Annotated in this window: 20 protein-coding genes; 10 read left to right on the forward strand and 10 right to left on the reverse strand. The window is 70.7% G+C overall.

Annotated elements, in window-relative coordinates:
- Positions 1 to 78: 78 nt before the first annotated feature.
- Positions 79 to 3627 (forward strand): TM0106 family RecB-like putative nuclease, encoded by a 3549-nt coding sequence (locus RKD05_RS09835; protein ID WP_424709730.1) that lies wholly within the window; start codon positions 79 to 81, stop codon positions 3625 to 3627.
- Between the two features lie 21 nt (positions 3628 to 3648).
- On the opposite strand, the gene upp is transcribed toward RKD05_RS09835, so the two are convergent.
- Complete coding sequence (gene upp / locus RKD05_RS09840; RefSeq protein ID WP_063255975.1) at positions 3649 to 4281, reverse strand: uracil phosphoribosyltransferase; 633 nt, start codon at positions 4279 to 4281, stop codon at positions 3649 to 3651.
- Positions 4282 to 4367: 86 nt separating this feature from the next.
- Between upp and tadA the strand changes: the two genes are divergently transcribed.
- Positions 4368 to 4829 carry a tRNA adenosine(34) deaminase TadA gene (gene tadA, locus RKD05_RS09845; protein WP_424711808.1) on the forward strand — a complete coding sequence of 154 codons (462 nt, stop codon included), beginning with the start codon at positions 4368 to 4370 and terminating at the stop codon, positions 4827 to 4829.
- A 1-nt stretch (position 4830) separates the two neighbouring features.
- On the opposite strand, the gene RKD05_RS09850 is transcribed toward tadA, so the two are convergent.
- The gene (locus RKD05_RS09850) at positions 4831 to 5760 is read right to left on the reverse strand and encodes an LLM class F420-dependent oxidoreductase (protein ID WP_424709732.1); all 930 of its coding nucleotides are present in this window, start codon (positions 5758 to 5760) and stop codon (positions 4831 to 4833) included.
- Positions 5761 to 5770: 10 nt separating this feature from the next.
- On the reverse strand, positions 5771 to 6883 hold the full coding sequence (locus RKD05_RS09855) for an alpha/beta fold hydrolase (protein ID WP_424709734.1): 1113 nt from the start codon (positions 6881 to 6883) through the stop codon (positions 5771 to 5773).
- Positions 6884 to 6983: 100 nt separating this feature from the next.
- On the opposite strand from RKD05_RS09855, the gene proC reads away from it, so the two are divergent.
- Together proC and RKD05_RS09865 are read left to right on the forward strand one after the other, a co-directional pair.
- Positions 6984 to 7829, forward strand: a complete 846-nt coding sequence (gene proC, locus RKD05_RS09860; protein WP_424709736.1) for a pyrroline-5-carboxylate reductase — start codon at positions 6984 to 6986, stop codon at positions 7827 to 7829.
- A 1-nt stretch (position 7830) separates the two neighbouring features.
- Positions 7831 to 8118, forward strand: coding sequence for a DUF1905 domain-containing protein (locus tag RKD05_RS09865; RefSeq protein WP_424709738.1), 288 nt, complete (start codon positions 7831 to 7833; stop codon positions 8116 to 8118).
- On the opposite strand, the gene RKD05_RS09870 is transcribed toward RKD05_RS09865, so the two are convergent.
- Complete coding sequence (locus RKD05_RS09870; RefSeq protein WP_228161392.1) at positions 8115 to 8786, reverse strand: potassium channel family protein; 672 nt, start codon at positions 8784 to 8786, stop codon at positions 8115 to 8117. The genes RKD05_RS09865 and RKD05_RS09870 overlap by 4 nt on opposite strands.
- On the reverse strand, positions 8779 to 10194 hold the full coding sequence (locus tag RKD05_RS09875; protein WP_051038606.1) for a potassium transporter TrkG: 1416 nt from the start codon (positions 10192 to 10194) through the stop codon (positions 8779 to 8781). The genes RKD05_RS09870 and RKD05_RS09875 overlap by 8 nt, the downstream gene beginning before the upstream one ends.
- A gap of 94 nt (positions 10195 to 10288) precedes the next feature.
- Between RKD05_RS09875 and RKD05_RS09880 the strand changes: the two genes are divergently transcribed.
- From RKD05_RS09880 to RKD05_RS09905, 6 genes are all read left to right on the forward strand, one after another.
- Entirely contained in the window at positions 10289 to 10684 is a 396-nt protein-coding gene (locus tag RKD05_RS09880; protein ID WP_022877900.1) for an ArsR/SmtB family transcription factor, read from the forward strand.
- Positions 10685 to 10823: 139 nt separating this feature from the next.
- Positions 10824 to 11015 (forward strand): helix-turn-helix domain-containing protein, encoded by a 192-nt coding sequence (locus RKD05_RS09885; protein WP_022877899.1) that lies wholly within the window; start codon positions 10824 to 10826, stop codon positions 11013 to 11015.
- 83 nt (positions 11016 to 11098) lie between these two features.
- Entirely contained in the window at positions 11099 to 11197 is a 99-nt protein-coding gene (locus RKD05_RS09890) for a 30S ribosomal protein bS22 (protein ID WP_003792170.1), read from the forward strand.
- A gap of 85 nt (positions 11198 to 11282) precedes the next feature.
- Positions 11283 to 11576 (forward strand): rhodanese-like domain-containing protein, encoded by a 294-nt coding sequence (locus tag RKD05_RS09895; RefSeq protein WP_063255990.1) that lies wholly within the window; start codon positions 11283 to 11285, stop codon positions 11574 to 11576.
- Between the two features lie 29 nt (positions 11577 to 11605).
- A complete protein-coding gene (locus RKD05_RS09900; RefSeq protein ID WP_424709740.1) occupies positions 11606 to 11884 on the forward strand; it encodes a glutaredoxin family protein in 279 nt (92 codons plus the stop codon).
- The gene (locus RKD05_RS09905; RefSeq protein ID WP_424709741.1) at positions 11881 to 12183 is read left to right on the forward strand and encodes a Dabb family protein; all 303 of its coding nucleotides are present in this window, start codon (positions 11881 to 11883) and stop codon (positions 12181 to 12183) included. The genes RKD05_RS09900 and RKD05_RS09905 overlap by 4 nt, the downstream gene beginning before the upstream one ends.
- Before the next feature lie 9 nt (positions 12184 to 12192).
- On the opposite strand, the gene RKD05_RS09910 is transcribed toward RKD05_RS09905, so the two are convergent.
- From RKD05_RS09910 to RKD05_RS09930, 5 genes are all read right to left on the reverse strand, one after another.
- Positions 12193 to 13248, reverse strand: coding sequence for an ABC transporter ATP-binding protein (locus RKD05_RS09910; protein ID WP_424709743.1), 1056 nt, complete (start codon positions 13246 to 13248; stop codon positions 12193 to 12195).
- A 72-nt stretch (positions 13249 to 13320) separates the two neighbouring features.
- Positions 13321 to 14661: an aspartate--tRNA(Asn) ligase gene (gene aspS / locus RKD05_RS09915; protein WP_424709744.1), complete on the reverse strand. Its 1341-nt coding sequence runs from the start codon at positions 14659 to 14661 to the stop codon at positions 13321 to 13323.
- 41 nt (positions 14662 to 14702) lie between these two features.
- Positions 14703 to 15584, reverse strand: coding sequence for a carbohydrate ABC transporter permease (locus RKD05_RS09920; protein ID WP_424709746.1), 882 nt, complete (start codon positions 15582 to 15584; stop codon positions 14703 to 14705).
- On the reverse strand, positions 15581 to 16528 hold the full coding sequence (locus RKD05_RS09925; RefSeq protein ID WP_424709748.1) for a carbohydrate ABC transporter permease: 948 nt from the start codon (positions 16526 to 16528) through the stop codon (positions 15581 to 15583). Before RKD05_RS09925 ends, RKD05_RS09920 begins: the two co-directional genes overlap by 4 nt.
- Positions 16525 to 17763, reverse strand: a complete 1239-nt coding sequence (locus RKD05_RS09930; RefSeq protein WP_424709750.1) for a sugar ABC transporter substrate-binding protein — start codon at positions 17761 to 17763, stop codon at positions 16525 to 16527. The genes RKD05_RS09925 and RKD05_RS09930 overlap by 4 nt, the downstream gene beginning before the upstream one ends.
- Between the last annotated feature and the right edge of the window lie 13 nt (positions 17764 to 17776).

Consider the following 17776-nt stretch of genomic DNA (forward strand, 5'->3'; position numbering starts at 1 on the left):
CGCGGCGGTGCGTGCGCGGGGAGGGGGTGTGGACAGTGCGACCGGCGATGTCGGCGGCCCCGATTAGCGTTGACCATCATGCGGTACATCGAGCAAGAAGCCCGGATCGTCTGGAGCGCCAGCGACCTCAAAGCGGCAGCCGAGTGCGAGTTCGCCTGGCTCCGGGCGATCGACGCCAAGATCGGCCGCATCGAGGCCGTGCCCGACCCCGAGGATGCCACGCTCGAACGCGCCGCAGCCCTCGGCACCGCGCACGAGCTGCGCGTGCTCGACGACTACCGTCGCGACTTCGGTGCGGCCGTCCGCGAGATCCCCGCCGCCCGATCCTCCGACGCCGCGGCGCTCGCCGAGGCCGTGCGCCTCACCGACGCGGCGCTCGCCGACCCGACCGCCGAGGTCGTCTACCAGGCGGCCTTCGCGACCGGCGAGTTCGTCGGTTTCGCCGACTTCCTCGTGCGGGAGCCCGACGCGAGCGACGGCGGCCCGCGGCCGTGGATCGTGCAGGACACCAAGCTCGCGCGCCGCGCCCGCGTCACCGCCCTCTTGCAGCTCGCGGCATACGTCGACCAGCTCGACCGTCTCGGCGTCACGCGCTCCGACGAGGTGCAGCTGCTGCTCGGCGACGGCGGCACGAGCACCCACCGCGTCGACGACCTCCTGCCGGTGTTCGAGTTGCGCCGCGCGCGCCTCCGCGCCCTCATCGCCGATCGCCGCGTCGAGCTCGGCGCGGCCGGTCCCGTCGTACCGTGGGGCGATCCCCGCGGCGATCTCGCGGTCGTCGCGTGCGGCCGGTGCGCGACGTGCGAGATCGAGGTGGTCGCGCACCGCGACCTGCTGCTGGTCGCCGGGATGCGCCCCGTTCAGCGCGATCGGCTGCGGGCCGGTGGCATCCACACGATCGACGCGCTGGCGGACGCGCCCGCGGCACCGCAGGGCATGAGCGTCGACACGTTCGTGTCCCTCCGCACGCAGGCGCGGCTGCAGCTGGAGAGCCCCGCGGGCGACGGCGGCGCCGGCGAGCACGTCGTGCCGACCTTCGAGGTCGTCGCCCCGAAAGCGCTGGGCGTCCTGCCCCGCCCCGACCACGGCGACCTGTTCTTCGACTTCGAGGGCGACCCGCTCTACACCGAGGGCGATCGCGAACAGTGGGGCATCGACTACCTGTTCGGCTGGGTGGATACGCGCGAACGCTACGGAGCGCTCTGGGCGCACACGTTCGATGAGGAACGCACGGCGCTGGAGCGCTTCCTCGACATGGTGGCGGTGCGTCGCGAGCAGTTCCCCGACATGCACATCTACCACTACGCGCCGTACGAGCCCACGCACCTGCTCACGATGGCGGCGCGCTACGGCGTGCGCGAGGGCGATGTCGACCGCCTGCTGCGCGACGGCGTCTTCGTCGACCTGTACCCCGTGGTGCGCCGCGCACTGCGCGTGGGCTCGCGGTCGTACTCCATCAAGAAGCTCGAGCCGCTCTACATGGGCGACGAGGTGCGCACGAGCGACGTGCAGCGCGGCGACGACTCCATCGTGAAGTACGTCGAGGCGCGGGCGCTCGCCGCCGACGGCGAGGTCGAGGCCGCGCAGCGGGTGCTCGACGACCTGGCCGACTACAACCGCTACGACTGCGTCTCCACCCGCCGCCTGCGCGACTGGCTCGTCGAGCGCGCGCGCGAGGGCGGGGCCATGCCCGCGCGCGGCGCCGAACCCGACGAGCAGGCGTACGAGCCGTCGCCGCGCGCGACCGCGCTGCAGCGGTGGGCGGCCGATGCCGCCGAGCCCGACGCGACGGCCCTGCGCCTCGCCGCCGCCGCGATCGACTACTACCCGCGGGAGTCCAAGTCGTTCTGGGCTACCCACTATCTGAGGTTGCGCGAGCCTACGTCGATCTGGGAAGACAACCGAGATGTCTTGATTGTCGACCCGGATCGCTCGCGTGTCGTCAGCGACTGGCACTTCCCGGAGTCCGGGCGAGGGCTCGAACGTCGTCTCATCGAGCTTCACGGAGAGTTCGCACCCGGGAGCCGACTGGGGACCGACACGCAGTCGTTCGCCGTTTATGACCTACCGGTGACATTTCCCCTTCCTACCCGTCCGCGATGGATTCATGCGGCGCGGAATGCCACCGTGCGTGAGGTTCTCGACGACGGCGCGATCATTGAGGAGACGGCCGTGGATGGCGTCACCTGGGACTACCTCCCCATCGCGCTGACGCCGCCTGCCCCGCCTCGTGTTGACAACCAGCAGAAGGCCATCGACGCCTGGGCGGATGCCGTGCTCGCCGCGGTCCCGACGCTCCCCGAAGGACCGGCGGCCGACATCCTCCGTCGGCGGCCGCCGCGAACGCGGTCCGGCGCGCTCGCCCCCGTGACCGCGGTCGACGGCAGACCGGGGGACGACGAGGTCACCGCGATCGCCCGCAGCGTCGCCGACCTCGACCACAGCTACCTCGCCGTCCAGGGCCCGCCGGGGACCGGCAAGACCTACGTAGGCTCCCACGTCATCGCGCGACTCGTCGCCGAGCGCGGCTACCGCGTCGGGGTCGTGGCGCAGTCGCACGCCACGGTCGAGCACATGCTCGACCAGGTCATCGCCGCCGGCGTCCCCGCCGCGCGCGTCGGCAAGGCCCCGAAAGACCCGGGTGCGGAACACTCCTTCACGGTTCTGCCGAAGAACGGCGTCCCCGCCTTCGCCGCCGAAAACGCCGCGCACGGATTCGTGGTCGGGGGGACGGCGTGGGATTTCAGCCATGAGGGCCGTATCCCGCGGGGGAGCCTCGACCTGCTCGTCATCGACGAGGCGGGGCAGTTCTCGCTGGCATCCACGATCGCCGTCTCGCTCGCGTCCACGCGGCTGCTTCTCCTCGGTGACCCGCAGCAGCTGCCGCAGGTGAGCCAGGGCACGCACCCCGAGCCCGTCGACACGTCGGCGCTCGGGTGGGTGATCGACGGGGCCGAGGTCGTCCCCGCGGAGTTCGGGTACTTCCTCGCCCGCACGCGCCGCATGCACCCGGCGGTCGCCGGGCCGGTGTCGCGGCTGTCGTACGAGGGGCGCCTCGCCGCCCACCCCTCGACGGCGTTGCGGACGCTCGCGGGCGTCGAGCCCGGCCTGCACCCCGTCGCGGTCCGCCACCGCGGCAACGCGACGGCCTCGCCCGAGGAAGCCGCGGCCGTGGTCGCCCTGGTAGCCGATCTCGTCGGCCGGGAGTGGGTCGGAGCCGACGGGGCGGCCGGCGACGACGCCGTCATCCACCCGCCGCGTCCGCTGCGCGCCGACGACATCATCGTGATCACGCCGTACAACGCGCAGCAGGTCGCCGTGGAGGAGGCGCTCGCCGCCGCGGGATACGCCGACGTGCCGGTGGGCACGGTCGACCGGTTCCAGGGTAAGGAGGCGGTCGTGGCGATCCTCACGCTCGCGGCGTCGTCCGGTCGGGAGGCGCCGCGCGGGTTGGAGTTCCTGCTGCTGCGCAACCGCATCAACGTCGCGATCTCGCGGGCGATGCAGGCCGCCTACGTCCTGTACTCGCCGTCGCTCCTCGACGACCTCCCGCGCACCCCCGAGGGCGTGGCGCGCCTCAGCGCCTTCGCGCGCCTGGTCGGCGCCGGAGCCGGATCGGACGGCTGAGGGCCCGGCGAAGGCCCGGTGTCAGGCCGTGCCGTACAGGCGGTCGCCCGCGTCGCCGAGTCCGGGCACGATGTAGCCCTTCTCGTTGAGGCGCTCGTCGAGGGCACCCAGCACCAGCGTGACGTCGTGTCCTTCGACCTGCTTCTCGATCGCCGCGACACCTTCGGGCGCGCCGAGCAGGCAGATCGCGGTGACGTCCTGCGCGCCGCGGTTGAAGAGGAATTTGATCGCCGCACCGAGCGAGCCGCCGGTGGCGAGCATCGGGTCGAGCACGAAGCACTGGCGGTCGCTCAGGTCGTCGGGGAGGCGCTCGGCGTAGGTCGACGGCTGCAGCGTCTCCTCGTCGCGGATCATGCCGAGGAACCCGACCTCCGCCGTGGGGAGGAGCTTCACCATGCCCTCCAGCATCCCGAGGCCCGCGCGCAGGATCGGCACCACGATCGGACGCGGTTCGCTGATCTTCACGCCCTGCGTCGTCGTGACGGGCGTCTGGATCTCGATGGGGTCGACTCGCACGTTCCGGGTGGCCTCGTAGGCCAGCAGCGTCACGAGCTCCTCGGTGAGCTGACGGAACACCGGCGACGAGGTCTGCCGGTCGCGCAGCACCGTGAGCTTGTGGGTGATGAGGGGGTGGTCGGCGACGTGGACACGCATAGGCTCAAGGCTAGCCGCTCGACCCCGTCGTTCCGCCCCCGTCTTTCCGGAGCCCCGTGACCCCCACCGACGCCGACCTCGCCGCGATGCGCCGCGCGCTCGCGCTCGCCGGCGACGCCGCGACCCACGACGATGTGCCCGTCGGGGCGGTCGTGCTCGGACCCACCGGCGAGGTCATCGGCGAGGGTCGCAACCTCCGCGAGGTCACCAACGACCCGACCGCCCACGCCGAGGTCGTCGCGCTGCGCGAAGCCGCCGCGCACCTGGGTACCTGGCACCTCGCCGGCTGCACGCTCGTCGTCACCCTCGAGCCGTGTGTGATGTGCGCGGGGGCCGTCCTGCAGGCGCGGGTTCCGCGCGTGGTCTTCGGATCCTGGGATGCCAAGGCCGGAGCCGCCGGGTCGCTGTACGACGTTCTGCGCGACCGACGTCTGCCGCACCGCGTCGAGGTGGTCGGCGGAGTCGCCGAGGCGGAGGCATCCCTCCTGCTCCGGGACTTCTTCGAGCACCGCCGCGACGGAGCGCCCCGCCACGACGGGGCGCCCTGACTCAGCGGGGCAGCAGCGGCAGCAGCTCGGCGCCGACCTCGTCGGCGTGATCGACGTCGCGCAGGTCGAGGAGCTGGAAGTACACGCGCTCTGCACCCAGGGCCCGCAGACGCTCGACCTTCTCGGCGATCTGCTCGGGTCGCCCGATGAGGTTGGCGCCGTTGTCGAACTGCGCGCGCGTCTGACCGATCGCGGCCGCGCGGCGCTCGATCGCGGCGTCGTCCGTGCCGACGATCGTGGGCAGCGCGACCGAGAATTTCAGCGACGCGGGGTCGCGACCGATGTCCTCGCACGCCGCGCGCACGACGGCGAACTTCTCGGCGACGACGTCCTCCGCGACGAAGCCGATGTTGAACTCCGTCGCGAAGCGCGCCGCCAGGGCCGGCGTGCGCTTCGGACCGCCGCCGCCGACGATGACCGGGACGGGGGACTGGACGGGCTTCGGCAGCGCGGGTGCGGCATCCAGGCGGTAATGCTCGCCCTCGAACGAGAACGTCTCCCCGGCCGGGGTGGACCACAGGCCCGTCACGACGGCGAGCTGCTCCTCCAGCAGGTCGAATCGGCGGGGCGGGAACGGGATGCCGTACGCGGCATGTTCCGCCTCGAACCAGCCGGTACCGAGGCCCAGTTCGACGCGGCCACCCGACATCGCATCGACCTGCGCGACCTGGATCGCCAGGATGCCGGGAACCCGGTACGTCACCGACGAGACCAGCGTGCCGAGGCGGATGCGGGAGGTCTCGCGGGCGAGGCCGGCGAGGGTCGTCCACGCGTCGGTGGGGCCGGGCAGCGGATCGCCCTCACCCATCCGCAGGTAGTGGTCGGAACGGAAGAAGCCGTCCAGGCCGTGGGTCTCGGCCGAGCGCGCGAAGGCGAGTTGGTCGTCGTACGAGAAGCCCTGTTGGGGCTCGGTGAACAGGCAGTACTCCACGGGGGACCTCTCAGTCGGCCGAACGCAGGATGATCGCCTCGGTGGGCGGGGCGGGGTCGGCGGGACGGCCCACGTAGCCGATCACCGTCAGCAGCGCCTGGCGGAACTGCGCCGGCCGCTCCAGGTGCGGGGCGTGCCCGGCGCCCTCCACCGCGATCTCGGTGACCTCTCCGCCCGCGGCGGCGTACGCGTCCAGCACGTCGCGCGTCTGCGACACCATCGGCTGCGCGGGCGCGACCTCCTCGCCGGGCCAGTCGGGCACGATGCCGAGGGCGCCGAGGTGGTTGAAGTCGTAGAACGAGGCGTCCGAGACGATGGCATCCGCGGTGCCGTGGATCCAGAGGATCGGGGGCTTCTCGGCGAGGTCGACGATGCCCGAGACGTCGAAGTACTTCGGCGCCATGGTGTTCAGCACGCCGATGGTCCCGGCGGCGAAGCCGGGCCAGTTCGGCGAGGCCACGGCATCCCCGGGATAGTTTCCGCCGGCCGTCGAGGTCGTGAGCATCGACTCGACCCACACGTCCTCGTGGTCGCTCGTGTACCCGGGCGCGACGTAGCCGGAGCGGAAGACGGACCGCGGAGAGGTCGGGGCGTCGTCCGTCGTGTCGTGGTCGATGAGGCGCTGCACGAAGTCGGGGTTGGCGCCGCCCGCACCCGCGCCGGCGTCGTCGTCGGTGAGCCGCGAGCCGTCGCGGCGCGTGCCGCCGAAGCCATACGGCGAGACGGGCGCCTGCAGAGTGAGCGAGAGCACGGGGTGGTCGAGGGCGTACTGCAGCACGACGCCACCGCCCATGGACCAGCCGACGAGGTGCGCGGTCGGGATGCTGAGCGTCTCGAGGGTCGCGTGGAGGTCGTCGCTGAAGTCGCGCACGCCGCGGGTCGCGTCGATCGGGGCGTGCTCGGTGCCGCCGAAGCCGCGCAGGTCGACCGCGAGCACCCGGAGGTCGCTCGGCAGGTCCTGCATGATCTCCTGCCAGAAGAGCGAGGACGACACGTTCCCGTGGACGAAGACCACCGTCTGCTCGGGGGCCGTGGCGGGATCGTCGGTCGCGCGCTCGAGCACGTTGACGCTCAGCCGACCGGTCTCGATCAGCCGCGAAGTGATGCCGTCGAAGAGAGTCATGGTGGTCCTCCGTGTCGCTCGCGTCCGCCCCGGTACGGACGCGCTCCGACTCTAACGCTCGCCCCTATCCGCCGCACTCAGGCTTCGTAGACTTGCGTGCATGACGGATGCCACTCCCACGCTGCCCCCGCTCGCCTTCCTCGGCGCAGGTTCCATGGGAGGGGCGATCCTCCGCGGACTCGTCGCGGCGGGGCTCACCGGCGGCGGTGTCACCGCGACCAACCGGTCGATCGCGAAGGCCGCCGAACTCGCGGAGCTCGAGGGTGTGACGAGCGTCGCGCTCGAGGCCGCCCCGGACGGCAACATCGCGGCCGCGGCATCCGCCGACGTCATCCTCATCGGCGTGAAGCCCGCTATGGTCCCCGACCTGCTGGACGAGATCGCCCCGCACCTGCGCCCCGGCGCGGTGGTGGTGAGCCTCGCGGCCGGAGTGACCCTCGCGACGTTCGCGAAGCACCTCGGCGACGGTGTCGCCACGCTGCGCTCGATGCCCAACACGCCCTCGCTCGTGGGGAAGGGCGTCACGGGGCTCGCCGCCGGCGCCGCGGCCACCGCGGACGACGTCGCGCTCGTGCGCGCGCTGTTCGAGACGGTCGGCCAGGTCGTCGAGGTGCCGGAGTCCCGGATCGACGCGCTGTCCACGATCTCGGGCTCGGGCCCGGCGTACGTCTTCCTCCTCATCGAGGAGTTCACGAAGGCCGCGGTCCGCATGGGCTTCGACGACGACGCCGCGCGCCTCCTGGCGGAGCAGACGTTCATCGGGGCGACGGCGCTCCTGGCATCCTCGGATGTGGACCCTGCCGAACTCCGCCGCCGCGTCACGAGCCCGAAGGGCACGACCGAGCGCGCGGTCGCCGTGCTCCAGTCCGCCCACCTCGACGACACGTTCACCGAAGCGGCCGAGGCCGCTCTCGCCCGGGCCAAGGAACTCGCCGCCGGGGCCTGACATGCGTCTGCGGTTCGAGGGCACGATCTGGTATTGGCGCGGACCCGCGCCGTACCACTTCGTCACCGTGCCGCCCGCCGAAGCCCAGGCCATTGCCGAGGTCGCTCCCGTCGTCACCTACGGATGGGGGATGATCCCCGTCGCCGTGACGATCGGCGCCACCCGTGTGACGACATCGCTCTGGCCGAAGGACGGCGCGTACGTCGTGCCCATCAAGAAGGCGCTCCAGGATGCCGAGCACCTCGCCGTCGACGACACGGTGAGCGTGGTGCTGGAGATCGCGGTTTAGCGATCGAGCGCGGCGAACCGCTCGATGTCGCCGTTCGTGCCCGAGACGATGATGAGGTCGTGATTGGTCACCACGGTGTTCGCCTCGGCGTAGCGGAAGGGGCGGCCGGGGCTCTTCACGCCGACGACCGTGACGTTGTACTTCGTGCGCACGCCCGACTCGTTCAGCCCCACGCCGCGCACGAGCTTCGGCGGGTACATCTTGGCCAGCACGAAGTCGTCGTCGAACCGGATGAAGTCGAGCATGCGGCCGCTGACGAGGTGCGCGACGCGCTCGCCGGCCTCGGCCTCGGGGTAGATGACGTGGTTCGCGCCGACGCGGGCGAGGATCTTGCCGTGCGACTGCGAAACCGCCTTCGCCCAGATCTGCGGCACCTTCAGGTCGACGAGGTTCGCGGTGATGAGGACGGATGCCTCGATGAGCGAGCCGACCGCGACGACCGCCACTTGGAAGTCCTGCGCTCCGATCTGCCGGAGGGCATCGATGTTGCGCGCGTCGGCCTGGACCGCGTGCGTGACACGCTCCGACCACTTCTGCACGAGGTCGAGGTTGCCGTCGACGGCGAGCACCTCTCGGTCGAGGCGGTCGAGCTCGCCGGCGCACGCCGCGCCGAAGCGCCCGAGTCCGATGACGAGGACGGGCGCGTCGCTGCGGATCCGTTCAACCAACGATCGGCCTTTCGACGGGCAGCGCGTACAGCTGCGAACGGGAGGATGCCGCGACGGCCGCGGCGAGTGTCACAGTACCAATGCGCCCCATGAACATCGTCAGGGCGAGCACGTAGACCGCGGGGTCGGGGAGTTCTGCCGTGAGGCCCGTGGACAGTCCCACGGTCGCGAAGCCCGAGATGACGTCGAACAGGACGTACTCGATCGGCGCGTCGGTGATGCGGCTGATCGTGACGGTGGAGATCGCCACGATCGTCGCGCCCCACGCCACGACGGAGAGCGCCACGCGCTGCACGTCGCTGGGGATCCGGCGGCCGAACGCCTGCACGGACGGGCGGCCCTTGGCCTCCGACCAGACCGCGAGGGCGAGGACCGCCAGGGTCGTGACCTTGATGCCGCCCGCGGTGGATGCCGAGCCCCCGCCGACGAACATGAGCATCGAGCCGACGATGAGCGTCGCGCCGTTGAGATCGCCGATGTTCACGACCGAGAACCCGCCGGAGCGCGTCATCGCCGAGAGGAAGAAGGCCTGGAACGTCGTGTCCCACGCGTCCATGCGGCCGAACGTCAGCGGGTTGTCGTATTCCAGCAGCAGAATGACGCCGGCGCCCGCGACGAAGAGCACCACGGTGGTGATGATCGTGAGCTTCGCGTGGAGCGACCACAGGCGGAAGCGCCACCAGTGCCGCCACAGCGTGAAGATCACCGGGAAGCCGATCGAGCCGAGGAAGACGCCGATCATGAGGACCGTGAGCAGGAAGTAGTCCTGCGCGAACGGGGCCAGGCCGTCCGCGTTGGGCACGAACCCCGTGTTGGTGAAGGCCATCGCGGCGTAGTACGGCGCCTCCCACAGCGCGACGAGAGGGTCGATGCCCCCGACCACGAGCGACGGGTAGATGAGGACGGTGAGGCCCGCCTCGATCGCGAGGGTCGACAGCGCCACGGTGCGGAGCAGCTGACCCACCTCGCCGAGGCGGATGGTCTGGCCCTCGTTCACCGGTCCGCCGTGCGCGCGCAGCGGATTGCTGTCGCCCGCCGCGATGAGCTTGGCGCGCAGGCCGAGGCGCTTGGAGATCACGAGTCCGAGGATCGACGCGAGCGTCAGGACGCCGAGCGCGCCGACGTTCACACCGAGGTAGGTGATCACGTGCCCGAGCGGCGACCAGTGGCTGTACATGTTCACCGTGGACAGGCCCGTGACGCAGATCGTCGAAACCGCGGTGAAGAGTGCGTCGGCGAGCGGGGTCCGCTGGCCGTCGGCGGCCGCGGCCGGGAGGGAGAACAGCGCCGTGAACAGCAGGATCAGGACGACGAACACCAGCACCGCGAAACGAGCCGGCGACGCGGTGGTCAGATCACGGAGTCCGTCCCATGCCCGGTAGGCGATGCGGCGTACCCGCATCGACATACTCACCTCTTCGGGCGTCGCCGCCATGCGTCGCTCCCTTCGGGGTGGAACCCGAATCATGGTACTCGGGCGGGCTCGCGGCTAACCTAATGCCATGGCGGACATCTTCGACGTGATCGCTGACGGAACGCGTCGCGACATCCTTCAGCTTCTTCTGGACCGCGCCACCGGGGGCGAGCGGGGTACGAGCGTCTCGCAGATCGTGCACGCGCTCGGGGTGAGTCAGCCCACCGTGTCGAAGCACCTCAAGGTCCTGCGCGAGGCGGAACTCGTGTCCGTGCGCGAGGAGGGGCAGCACCGCTACTACAGCCTCGCGGTCGCCCCGCTCGACGAGGTCGACGACTGGCTCGTGCCGTTCTTCTCCATCGACGTCGAGAACGAGCCGGCTCTTCCGGAGTCCGCCGTGCATGCCGCGGAGGTCGTGGGTCGTGCCGCGGCGTCGGTGAAGCATTCCGTCACCTCGGCGTTCCGCAAGCTGCCCGGCCGCTGAGCGGCCTTTCGGTCATCGGAACGCGGTAGCCCATACACACTTCCGTCACAGAGGCCCCATAGGTTTACACGCGTTGCAGCCAGACCCTAGAGTGTGTCCCACATCAGAGGGTGAGGGTCACCCTGGCGAAGGGTGATCGATGGCGGAGCTGCCCGACGTGCGGTTTCTGACGGTCGCGGAGGTCGCGGACCTCATGCGCGTCTCGAAGATGACCGTGTACCGGCTCGTGCACGCGGGGGAGCTGCCCGCCGTGCGGTTCGGCCGGAGCTACCGGGTGCCCGAATCCGCCGTCGCTGAGGCTGTGCAGCGTCCGGTCTCCGACGTCGGCTAGACTAGTCCGAGGCCTTTTTCCAACGCCTGCCCGTTCCCGGGAGCCGACATCGGCACCCAGACCCCGACTTAGTGAGGTTTTCCGTGGGTTCTGTCATCAAGAAGCGCCGTAAGCGCATGGCGAAGAAGAAGCACCGCAAGCTGCTTCGCAAGACTCGTCACCAGCGTCGCAACAAGAAGTAAAGCGACCACCACACCGAGCGCCTGTCATCCGACGGGCGCTTCGTGTATGCGGCATCCGATCATCCCGTCCTCTCGAGGAGCACACATGCAGTCCATCTCGGTCCACGATCTGCACGAGGGACGCGACCGTCCGCTCATCGACGTGCGCGAGGTCGACGAGTTCGCCTCCGGCCACGTGCCCGGTGCGGTGAACCTGCCGATGTCGACGCTCGGCGAGAACCTGGACCAGCTGCCCGACGGCGCGTTCGACGTGATCTGCCAGGCCGGCGGCCGCTCCGCGCGGGTCGTCGAGGCGCTCACGGCGCGCGGCCACGACGCCACGAACGTCGAGGGCGGCACGGGCGAGTGGATCGCCGCGGGGTACGACGTCGAATCCTGACCCGCGCCCGCCCTCCTAGGATGGGTGGCGTGACGACCCTCACGCTGATCGCCAAACCCGACTGTCATCTCTGCGACGTCGCGGAGCAGATCGTCGAGACGGTCCTCGCCGAGCTCCCCGATGACGTCGCGGACCACGTCGTCGTCGAACGGGCCTCGATCGCCGAGGATGCCGCGCTGTACGAGCAGTGGTGGGAGAAGATCCCGGTCGTCCTCATCGACGGAGAGCTGCACACGCACTGGCGCGTCTCCGCCGACCGTCTGCGGGCCGCGCTCCTCGCGGCCGACCCCGAAGGAGCCTCTGCGTGAGCATCCGTCACATCGTCCTCTGGAAGCTCGCGGCGGATGACGCCGACACCCGTGCCCTGCACGCGGAGCAGATCGAGGAGCGCCTGCTGTCGCTCCGCGGCGTGATCACCGAGATCGAGCACCTCGAGGTGGGGCGCAACGTCGCCTACCCGCAGACCAACTGGGACGTGGTGCTCGTCAGCGAGTTCGCTGACGTGGATGCGCTCGAGCGCTACCAGGTGCACCCTGCGCACCAGGAGGTCGCGGCGTTCGTCCGCTCCGTCGTCACCGAGCGCGCCGGCATCGACTTCCCCGCCTGAGGCCCGCCCTCAGCTGAGGGGGCGCGTCGTCACCGGGACGGGCGCGAGCGCGATCCGGACGCGGGCGTGGTCGTCGAGGCGTGCCTGCGCGCCGTGCTCCACGTGCACGAGGCTGCCGTCGCTCGTGCGTACCCGAGATCGACGTACGTGCCCGAGGAACGTGCTCTCCTCGACGACGCCGTCGACCCCGGGGGCTTCCGGCGCGACGAGCACGACGTTCTCCGGACGGATGAGCACCTCGCAGTGCCCGTCGTGCGCGGAGGCCGCGAGCGGCAGGTGCTGCCCCCAGACGTCCACCACGGAGCCCTCCACGATCCCGGGTACGGTGTCGACCGGCCCGAGGACCGCGGCCACCGCCGGTTCGTCGGCGCGCGCGTAGACCTGCTCGGGGGTGCCGTCGGCGGCGATCCGGCCGTGGTGCAGCACGATCACGCGGTCGGCGACGGCGATCGCCTCGGCCGTGTCGCGCGTCACCCACACGGTGGTCGTCCGGCGACGACGCAGCTCTCGCACGAGGGCGTCGCGGAGGCGCTCTCGTGCCGAGGTGTGCAGTGCGCTCAGCGCGTCGTCCAGAACGAGAGCGCGGGGCTCCGTCGCGAGGACGCGGGCGATCGCGAGACGCTGGCGGTCGCCGCGGGACAGCCGGCGGACGGGGGCGTCCGGGTCGGGGAGTTCCACGAGCGTGAGGAGCCGGTCGACCTCGGCGGCGACGCGGGGGTTCCCACCGGCCCGAGGCAGGACCACGTCGCGCACCCGACCGAACCGGGGCGCGACGTCGGTGAAGACCGCGGCGAGTCGGGGGGCGTCGGGTCGTGCGCGTCCGTCGATGCGCACCTCACCCTCGTCGGGCCGCTCGCGCCCGGCGATGATGTTCGCGAGGGTCGTCGCGCCGCAGCCGGACTCGCCGACGATCGCGAGGATCGTGCCCCCCGCGATGTGGAGTTCGACCCCGTCGACGACGCGTTCCCCGCCGCGTACGCGCCCGACGTCGTCGAGCCGGATGCTCCAGCCCGCGCCCGAGGAACCGTCCGCGGGGACGGTCAGCGCGGCGCTGTCGACGACCATGCCGAAACGGTAGGCGAGCGGAGTGACCTCACCCGGCCCGGCGAGTGAACCCCGGGCGTCGCGGGGGCGAACTCAGGGGGCGAGACGCGTCGGGCCGCGGAAGAGGTAGGTGACCTCGCGGATCGACGATTCGCCGAGCAGCAGCATCAGCACGCGCGCGAGGCCCATGCCGAACCCGCCGTGCGGGGGAGCTCCGAAGCGGAAGAAGTCGAGGTAGAAGTCGAGGTGCTCGGGGTCGAGCCCCTTCTCCTTCGCCTGCTCCACGAGGATGTCCACGCGGTGTTCGCGCTGCGCGCCCGTGGTGATCTCGACGCCGTTGAACAGCAGGTCGTACGACTTCGTCAGCCCGGTCTCGGGGTCGCGCATGTGGTAGAACGCGCGGATCTCCGGGTGGTAGTCGGTCACGAAGACGAACTGGTGACCGAACGCCTCGCGCACGTGCGCGGCGATCTGGCGCTCGCCCTCGGGGTCGAGGTCGCCGTCGGTGCGCGGGATGTCGTAGCCGCGGGCCGCGACGATCTCGCGGGCCTCGGCGAGCGGGATGCGCGGGAACGGGAGGGTCGGCACCTGGACCTCGACGCCGAAGAGTTCCTGGATCTCGTCGCCGTGCTTGTCCTTGACCGCCTGGAACGCGGTCTGCAGGAGCTCTTCCTGCATGCGCGCGACGTCCTCATGCGAGTCGATCCAGCTGATCTCGGCATCCACCGAGGTGAACTCGGTCGCGTGGCGGCTCGTGAAGGAGGGGTCGGCGCGGAAGGCGGGCGCGATCTCGAAGATCTTGCCGAAGCCGGCGACCTGCGCCATCTGCTTGAAGAACTGGGGGCTCTGCGCGAGGTAGGCCGTCTTGTCCTCGAAGTAGGGCACCTCGAACAGCTCGGCGTTGGACTCCGACGGGGATGCCATGAGCTTGGGCGAGTGGATCTCGATGTAGTCCCGCTCGACCCAGTAGGTGCGCATCGCGTGCTCGAGGGTCGTCTGCACCCGGAAGATGAGGTTGTTGCGGCGCTGACGGAGGTCGAGGAAGCGCCAGTCCATGCGCTTGTCCAGACCGCTGTCGGCGGCGATCGGCGTCTCGGGGTTGGCCGCGGCGGCGATCTCGAGCTCGCCGATCTTGATCTCCACGCCGCCGAGCTTGACGCGCTCGTCGTGCTTGAGCTCGCCGTGGACGGTGAGGAACGTGCCGTTGGCCAGTCCGCCGATCGTCTCCGTGAGGGCCAGGGCCGTGGCATCCTGCTCGCCCGCCTCTTCCGACGGACGCGTCGCCGGGTTGACCAGCTGGACGGCGCCGGTCTCGTCGCGGAGGACGACGAACTGCACCTTCTTCTGATCGCGGACGGTCTCGACCCACCCCGACACCGAGACGGGGCCGGCGGGAAGGGACTTCAGCTGCTGGACGAGGACGCGTTCGCTCACGAGAAGCCAGTCTACGTGCGGGGCGGGTGGGCGCCCGCGCCTCAGCGGCCGGAGCCGGCCGTCAGACCCTCCTTGACGTGCCGCTGAGCGGCGAGGATGACGACGAGCGCGGGCACGCTCGCGATGAGGGATGCCGCCATGGTCGCTGCCCACGTGTTCAGGTTCGAGTTCGACAGCGCGAGGATCAGCACCGACATCGGGTACATCTCGTTGCGGTTGACGAGCGTCAGTCCGAACAGCAGGTCGCCCCAGCTGAAGAGGAACGCGAAGACGCCCGCGGTGACGATCGCGTTGCGCGAGAGCGGCACGACGATGCGCCACAGCACGCCCAGCGGCCCCAGCCCGTCGACGGTCGCGGCCTCGATGACCTCGGCATCCAGGCGCAGCATGAAGGCCCGCATGACGATCACGGCGAAGGGCACGCCCGCGGTGGAGTTGGCGAGAATCAGTCCGATGAACGTGTTCAGCAGACCCCAGGAGTTGAACATCGCGTAGAACGAGGTCGCCAGGACCACGCTCGGGATCATCTGCGCGAGCAGCAGCAGGATGAGCGCGATGCTCACGGCGCGGGAGCGGAGACGGCTCAGCGCGTACGCGGCGGGAATCGCGACGAGCAGCGTCACGAGGACGGAGCCGAGCGACACGAGCACCGAGACGCGCAGGCCCCCGATCCCGGCGTCGTCCAGCGCCTTCTCGTATCCGCCGAGGCCCGGGGAGGTGGGGAACCACGCGGTGTCGGTCGAGTTCGCGGACGGCTGCAGCGAGGCCGAGATCATCCAGTAGACCGGGAAGAGGTACACCGCGAGCACGACGACCGTGACGACGGTCCACGTCCAGCCGCGACGGCGGCGGCGCGCGGTCACGGCGGCGGCCGCGGGCTCGGCGGAGACCACGGCGGGGGCGGCGGGCAGGGTCGCGGTCATTCGTCACGCTCCCGGCGCATCGACATCACGGTGTACACGATCGCGAACAGGATGCTGATGCCGAGCAGCAACATTCCGTACGCGCCGCCGAGTCCGAACTGGAATTGCTGGAAGGCCTGCCGGTACGACAGCAGTCCGAGGGTGACGGTGCTGTTGGCGGGACCGCCGGCGGTGAGGACGAGCACGAGGTCGACGATGAGCAGCGTGTAGACGACGCTCATCACGACGAGCACGGAGATCACCGGCCAGATCGTCGGGATCACGATCGAGACGAGGCGGCGCCACGCCCCTGCGCCGTCGAGCTGCGCGGCCTCGAGCTGCTCCGCGGGCACCTGCTTGAGCGCGGCGCCGAGGATCGTCGCCCAGTACGGCAGGCTCGCCCAGACCGCGACGACGATGACCGCGGGCAGGGCCGTGGCGGGATTGGCGAGCCACGCCTCGACCGGGATGCCGATCGACCCGAGGACGTCGTTGATGGGGCCGTCGCCCGCGAGCAGCGACTTCCAGACCGTCGCGACGACCACGGCGGGAAGCAGCCACGGCAGGAGGATGAGCGTCGGCAGCCACCGGCTTCCGGGGAAGCGCCGCGCGAACAGCAGCGCGAGGAGGAGACCGAGCACGAGCTCCACGACGACCGAGACGATTGTGATCGTGAGCGTGTTCGCGAGGGCGCGGAAGGTCACCGGCTCGGCGAGGACGGCCTCGAAGTTCGCGGTCCCCACGAAGGGGGCGCGGCCGGTGATGAAGGTCCCCGTCGTGAAGTTCGTCGTGCTCATGTACACGCCGTACCCGAGGGGGAAGAGGAAGAAGACGACGAAGAACACGATGGCCGGGGCGAGGAAGCCCCACAGCTCACCGCGTTGACGCGCCGCCAGAGAACGCCGGAACCGGCCGGGGGTGCGAGCCCCCGGCCGGCCGGTCGTCGTCAGCGTGTCCGCCGTCACTTGCCGCTGGCCTGCTCCAGCGCGGCCTGGGCCGTCTGACCGCCGACCGTCGCGGCCTGGATGGCATCGACGTACTGCTGCTGCAGGGTGTTCCACTCGGTGCCGAGCTGCGCGGAGTTGTAGGCGCCGTCGACGGCGTCCACGAACGGAGCGGCCGAGGGGACCTTCTCGACGAAGGCGTCCTGCGCCGTCTTCAGCGCGGGGATGTAGCCGCCCTGCACGGCGGTGTCGATCTGGTTCTCCTCCGAGGCGCGGCACTTGATGAGCGCCGCCGCGGCCGCCTCCTTCTTGGCGTCCGAGTTCGCTGCGGCACCGTAGACGTAGCCGAGCAGGTTCACCTTCGAGGACTCACCGGCCTTGGCGGTGGGGAAGGGGAACGTGCCCCACTCGAACGGGATCGAGGTGTCGACGAGGTTCCACGGACCCGAGACCGTGAGCGCGGCCTTCTGCGAGGTCCACTGGTCGATCGAGTCCCAGCCCCAGTTGACGAACTCGGACGACAGCGAGCCGTTCGCCACGAGGTTCTTGTAGAGGTCGACCGCCGCGACGGATCCGGCACCGGTCGGGTCGGCGGGGTCGCCGCCGGCCGAGAGGAGGAACGGCAGGAAGTAGACCGGGGTCGAACCGTCGCCGGCGATGCCGGGGAGGACGATGCCCTTCTGGTCCGCGGTGGTGAGGGAGCCGGCGAGCTTGACGAGGTCGTCGAAGGTCTTGGGGGCGGTCTCGGACACACCGGCGGCGGCGAACGCGGCCTTGTTGTAGAAGATCGCGTAATCCTCGACCTGCACCGGGAGGCCGTAGAGGGTGTCCTGGTACGTGCCCAGGCCGGCGACACTGTCGGCCAGCCCGTCGGTGGTGATGTCGTACTGGCCGAGGTCGGCGAGCACGCCCTGCGAGGCGAGCTGGGGGAGCTGCGTGTCGGTGGAGAGGAGCGCCACGTCGGGGAGCGACTTGGCGCCCGCGGCCTGGAGGAGCTTGGTGGTGTAGTCGCCGGACTGGGTCTCGACGTCGACGGTGATGCCGAGGTCGGCGGCGCACGACTCGAAGTACTGCTTCTGCAGGCCCTGGTAGGGCTCGAAGTCGATGCTGTTCCACACCGTGAGCTTGACGCCGTCGAAGCCGTCGGTGGCCGCGGGAGCAGCCTGGCCGCCGGAGCAGGCGGTGAGGGCGAGGGCCGCGGTGAGACCTGCCGCGGGCAGGGCGACGCGACGCAGTCGCTGAGCCGTGGATGCCATGATCGTGTCCGTT

This window comes from Microbacterium sp. SLBN-111, from assembly GCF_049739645.1.
Taxonomy (GTDB): Bacteria; Actinomycetota; Actinomycetes; order Actinomycetales; family Microbacteriaceae; genus Microbacterium.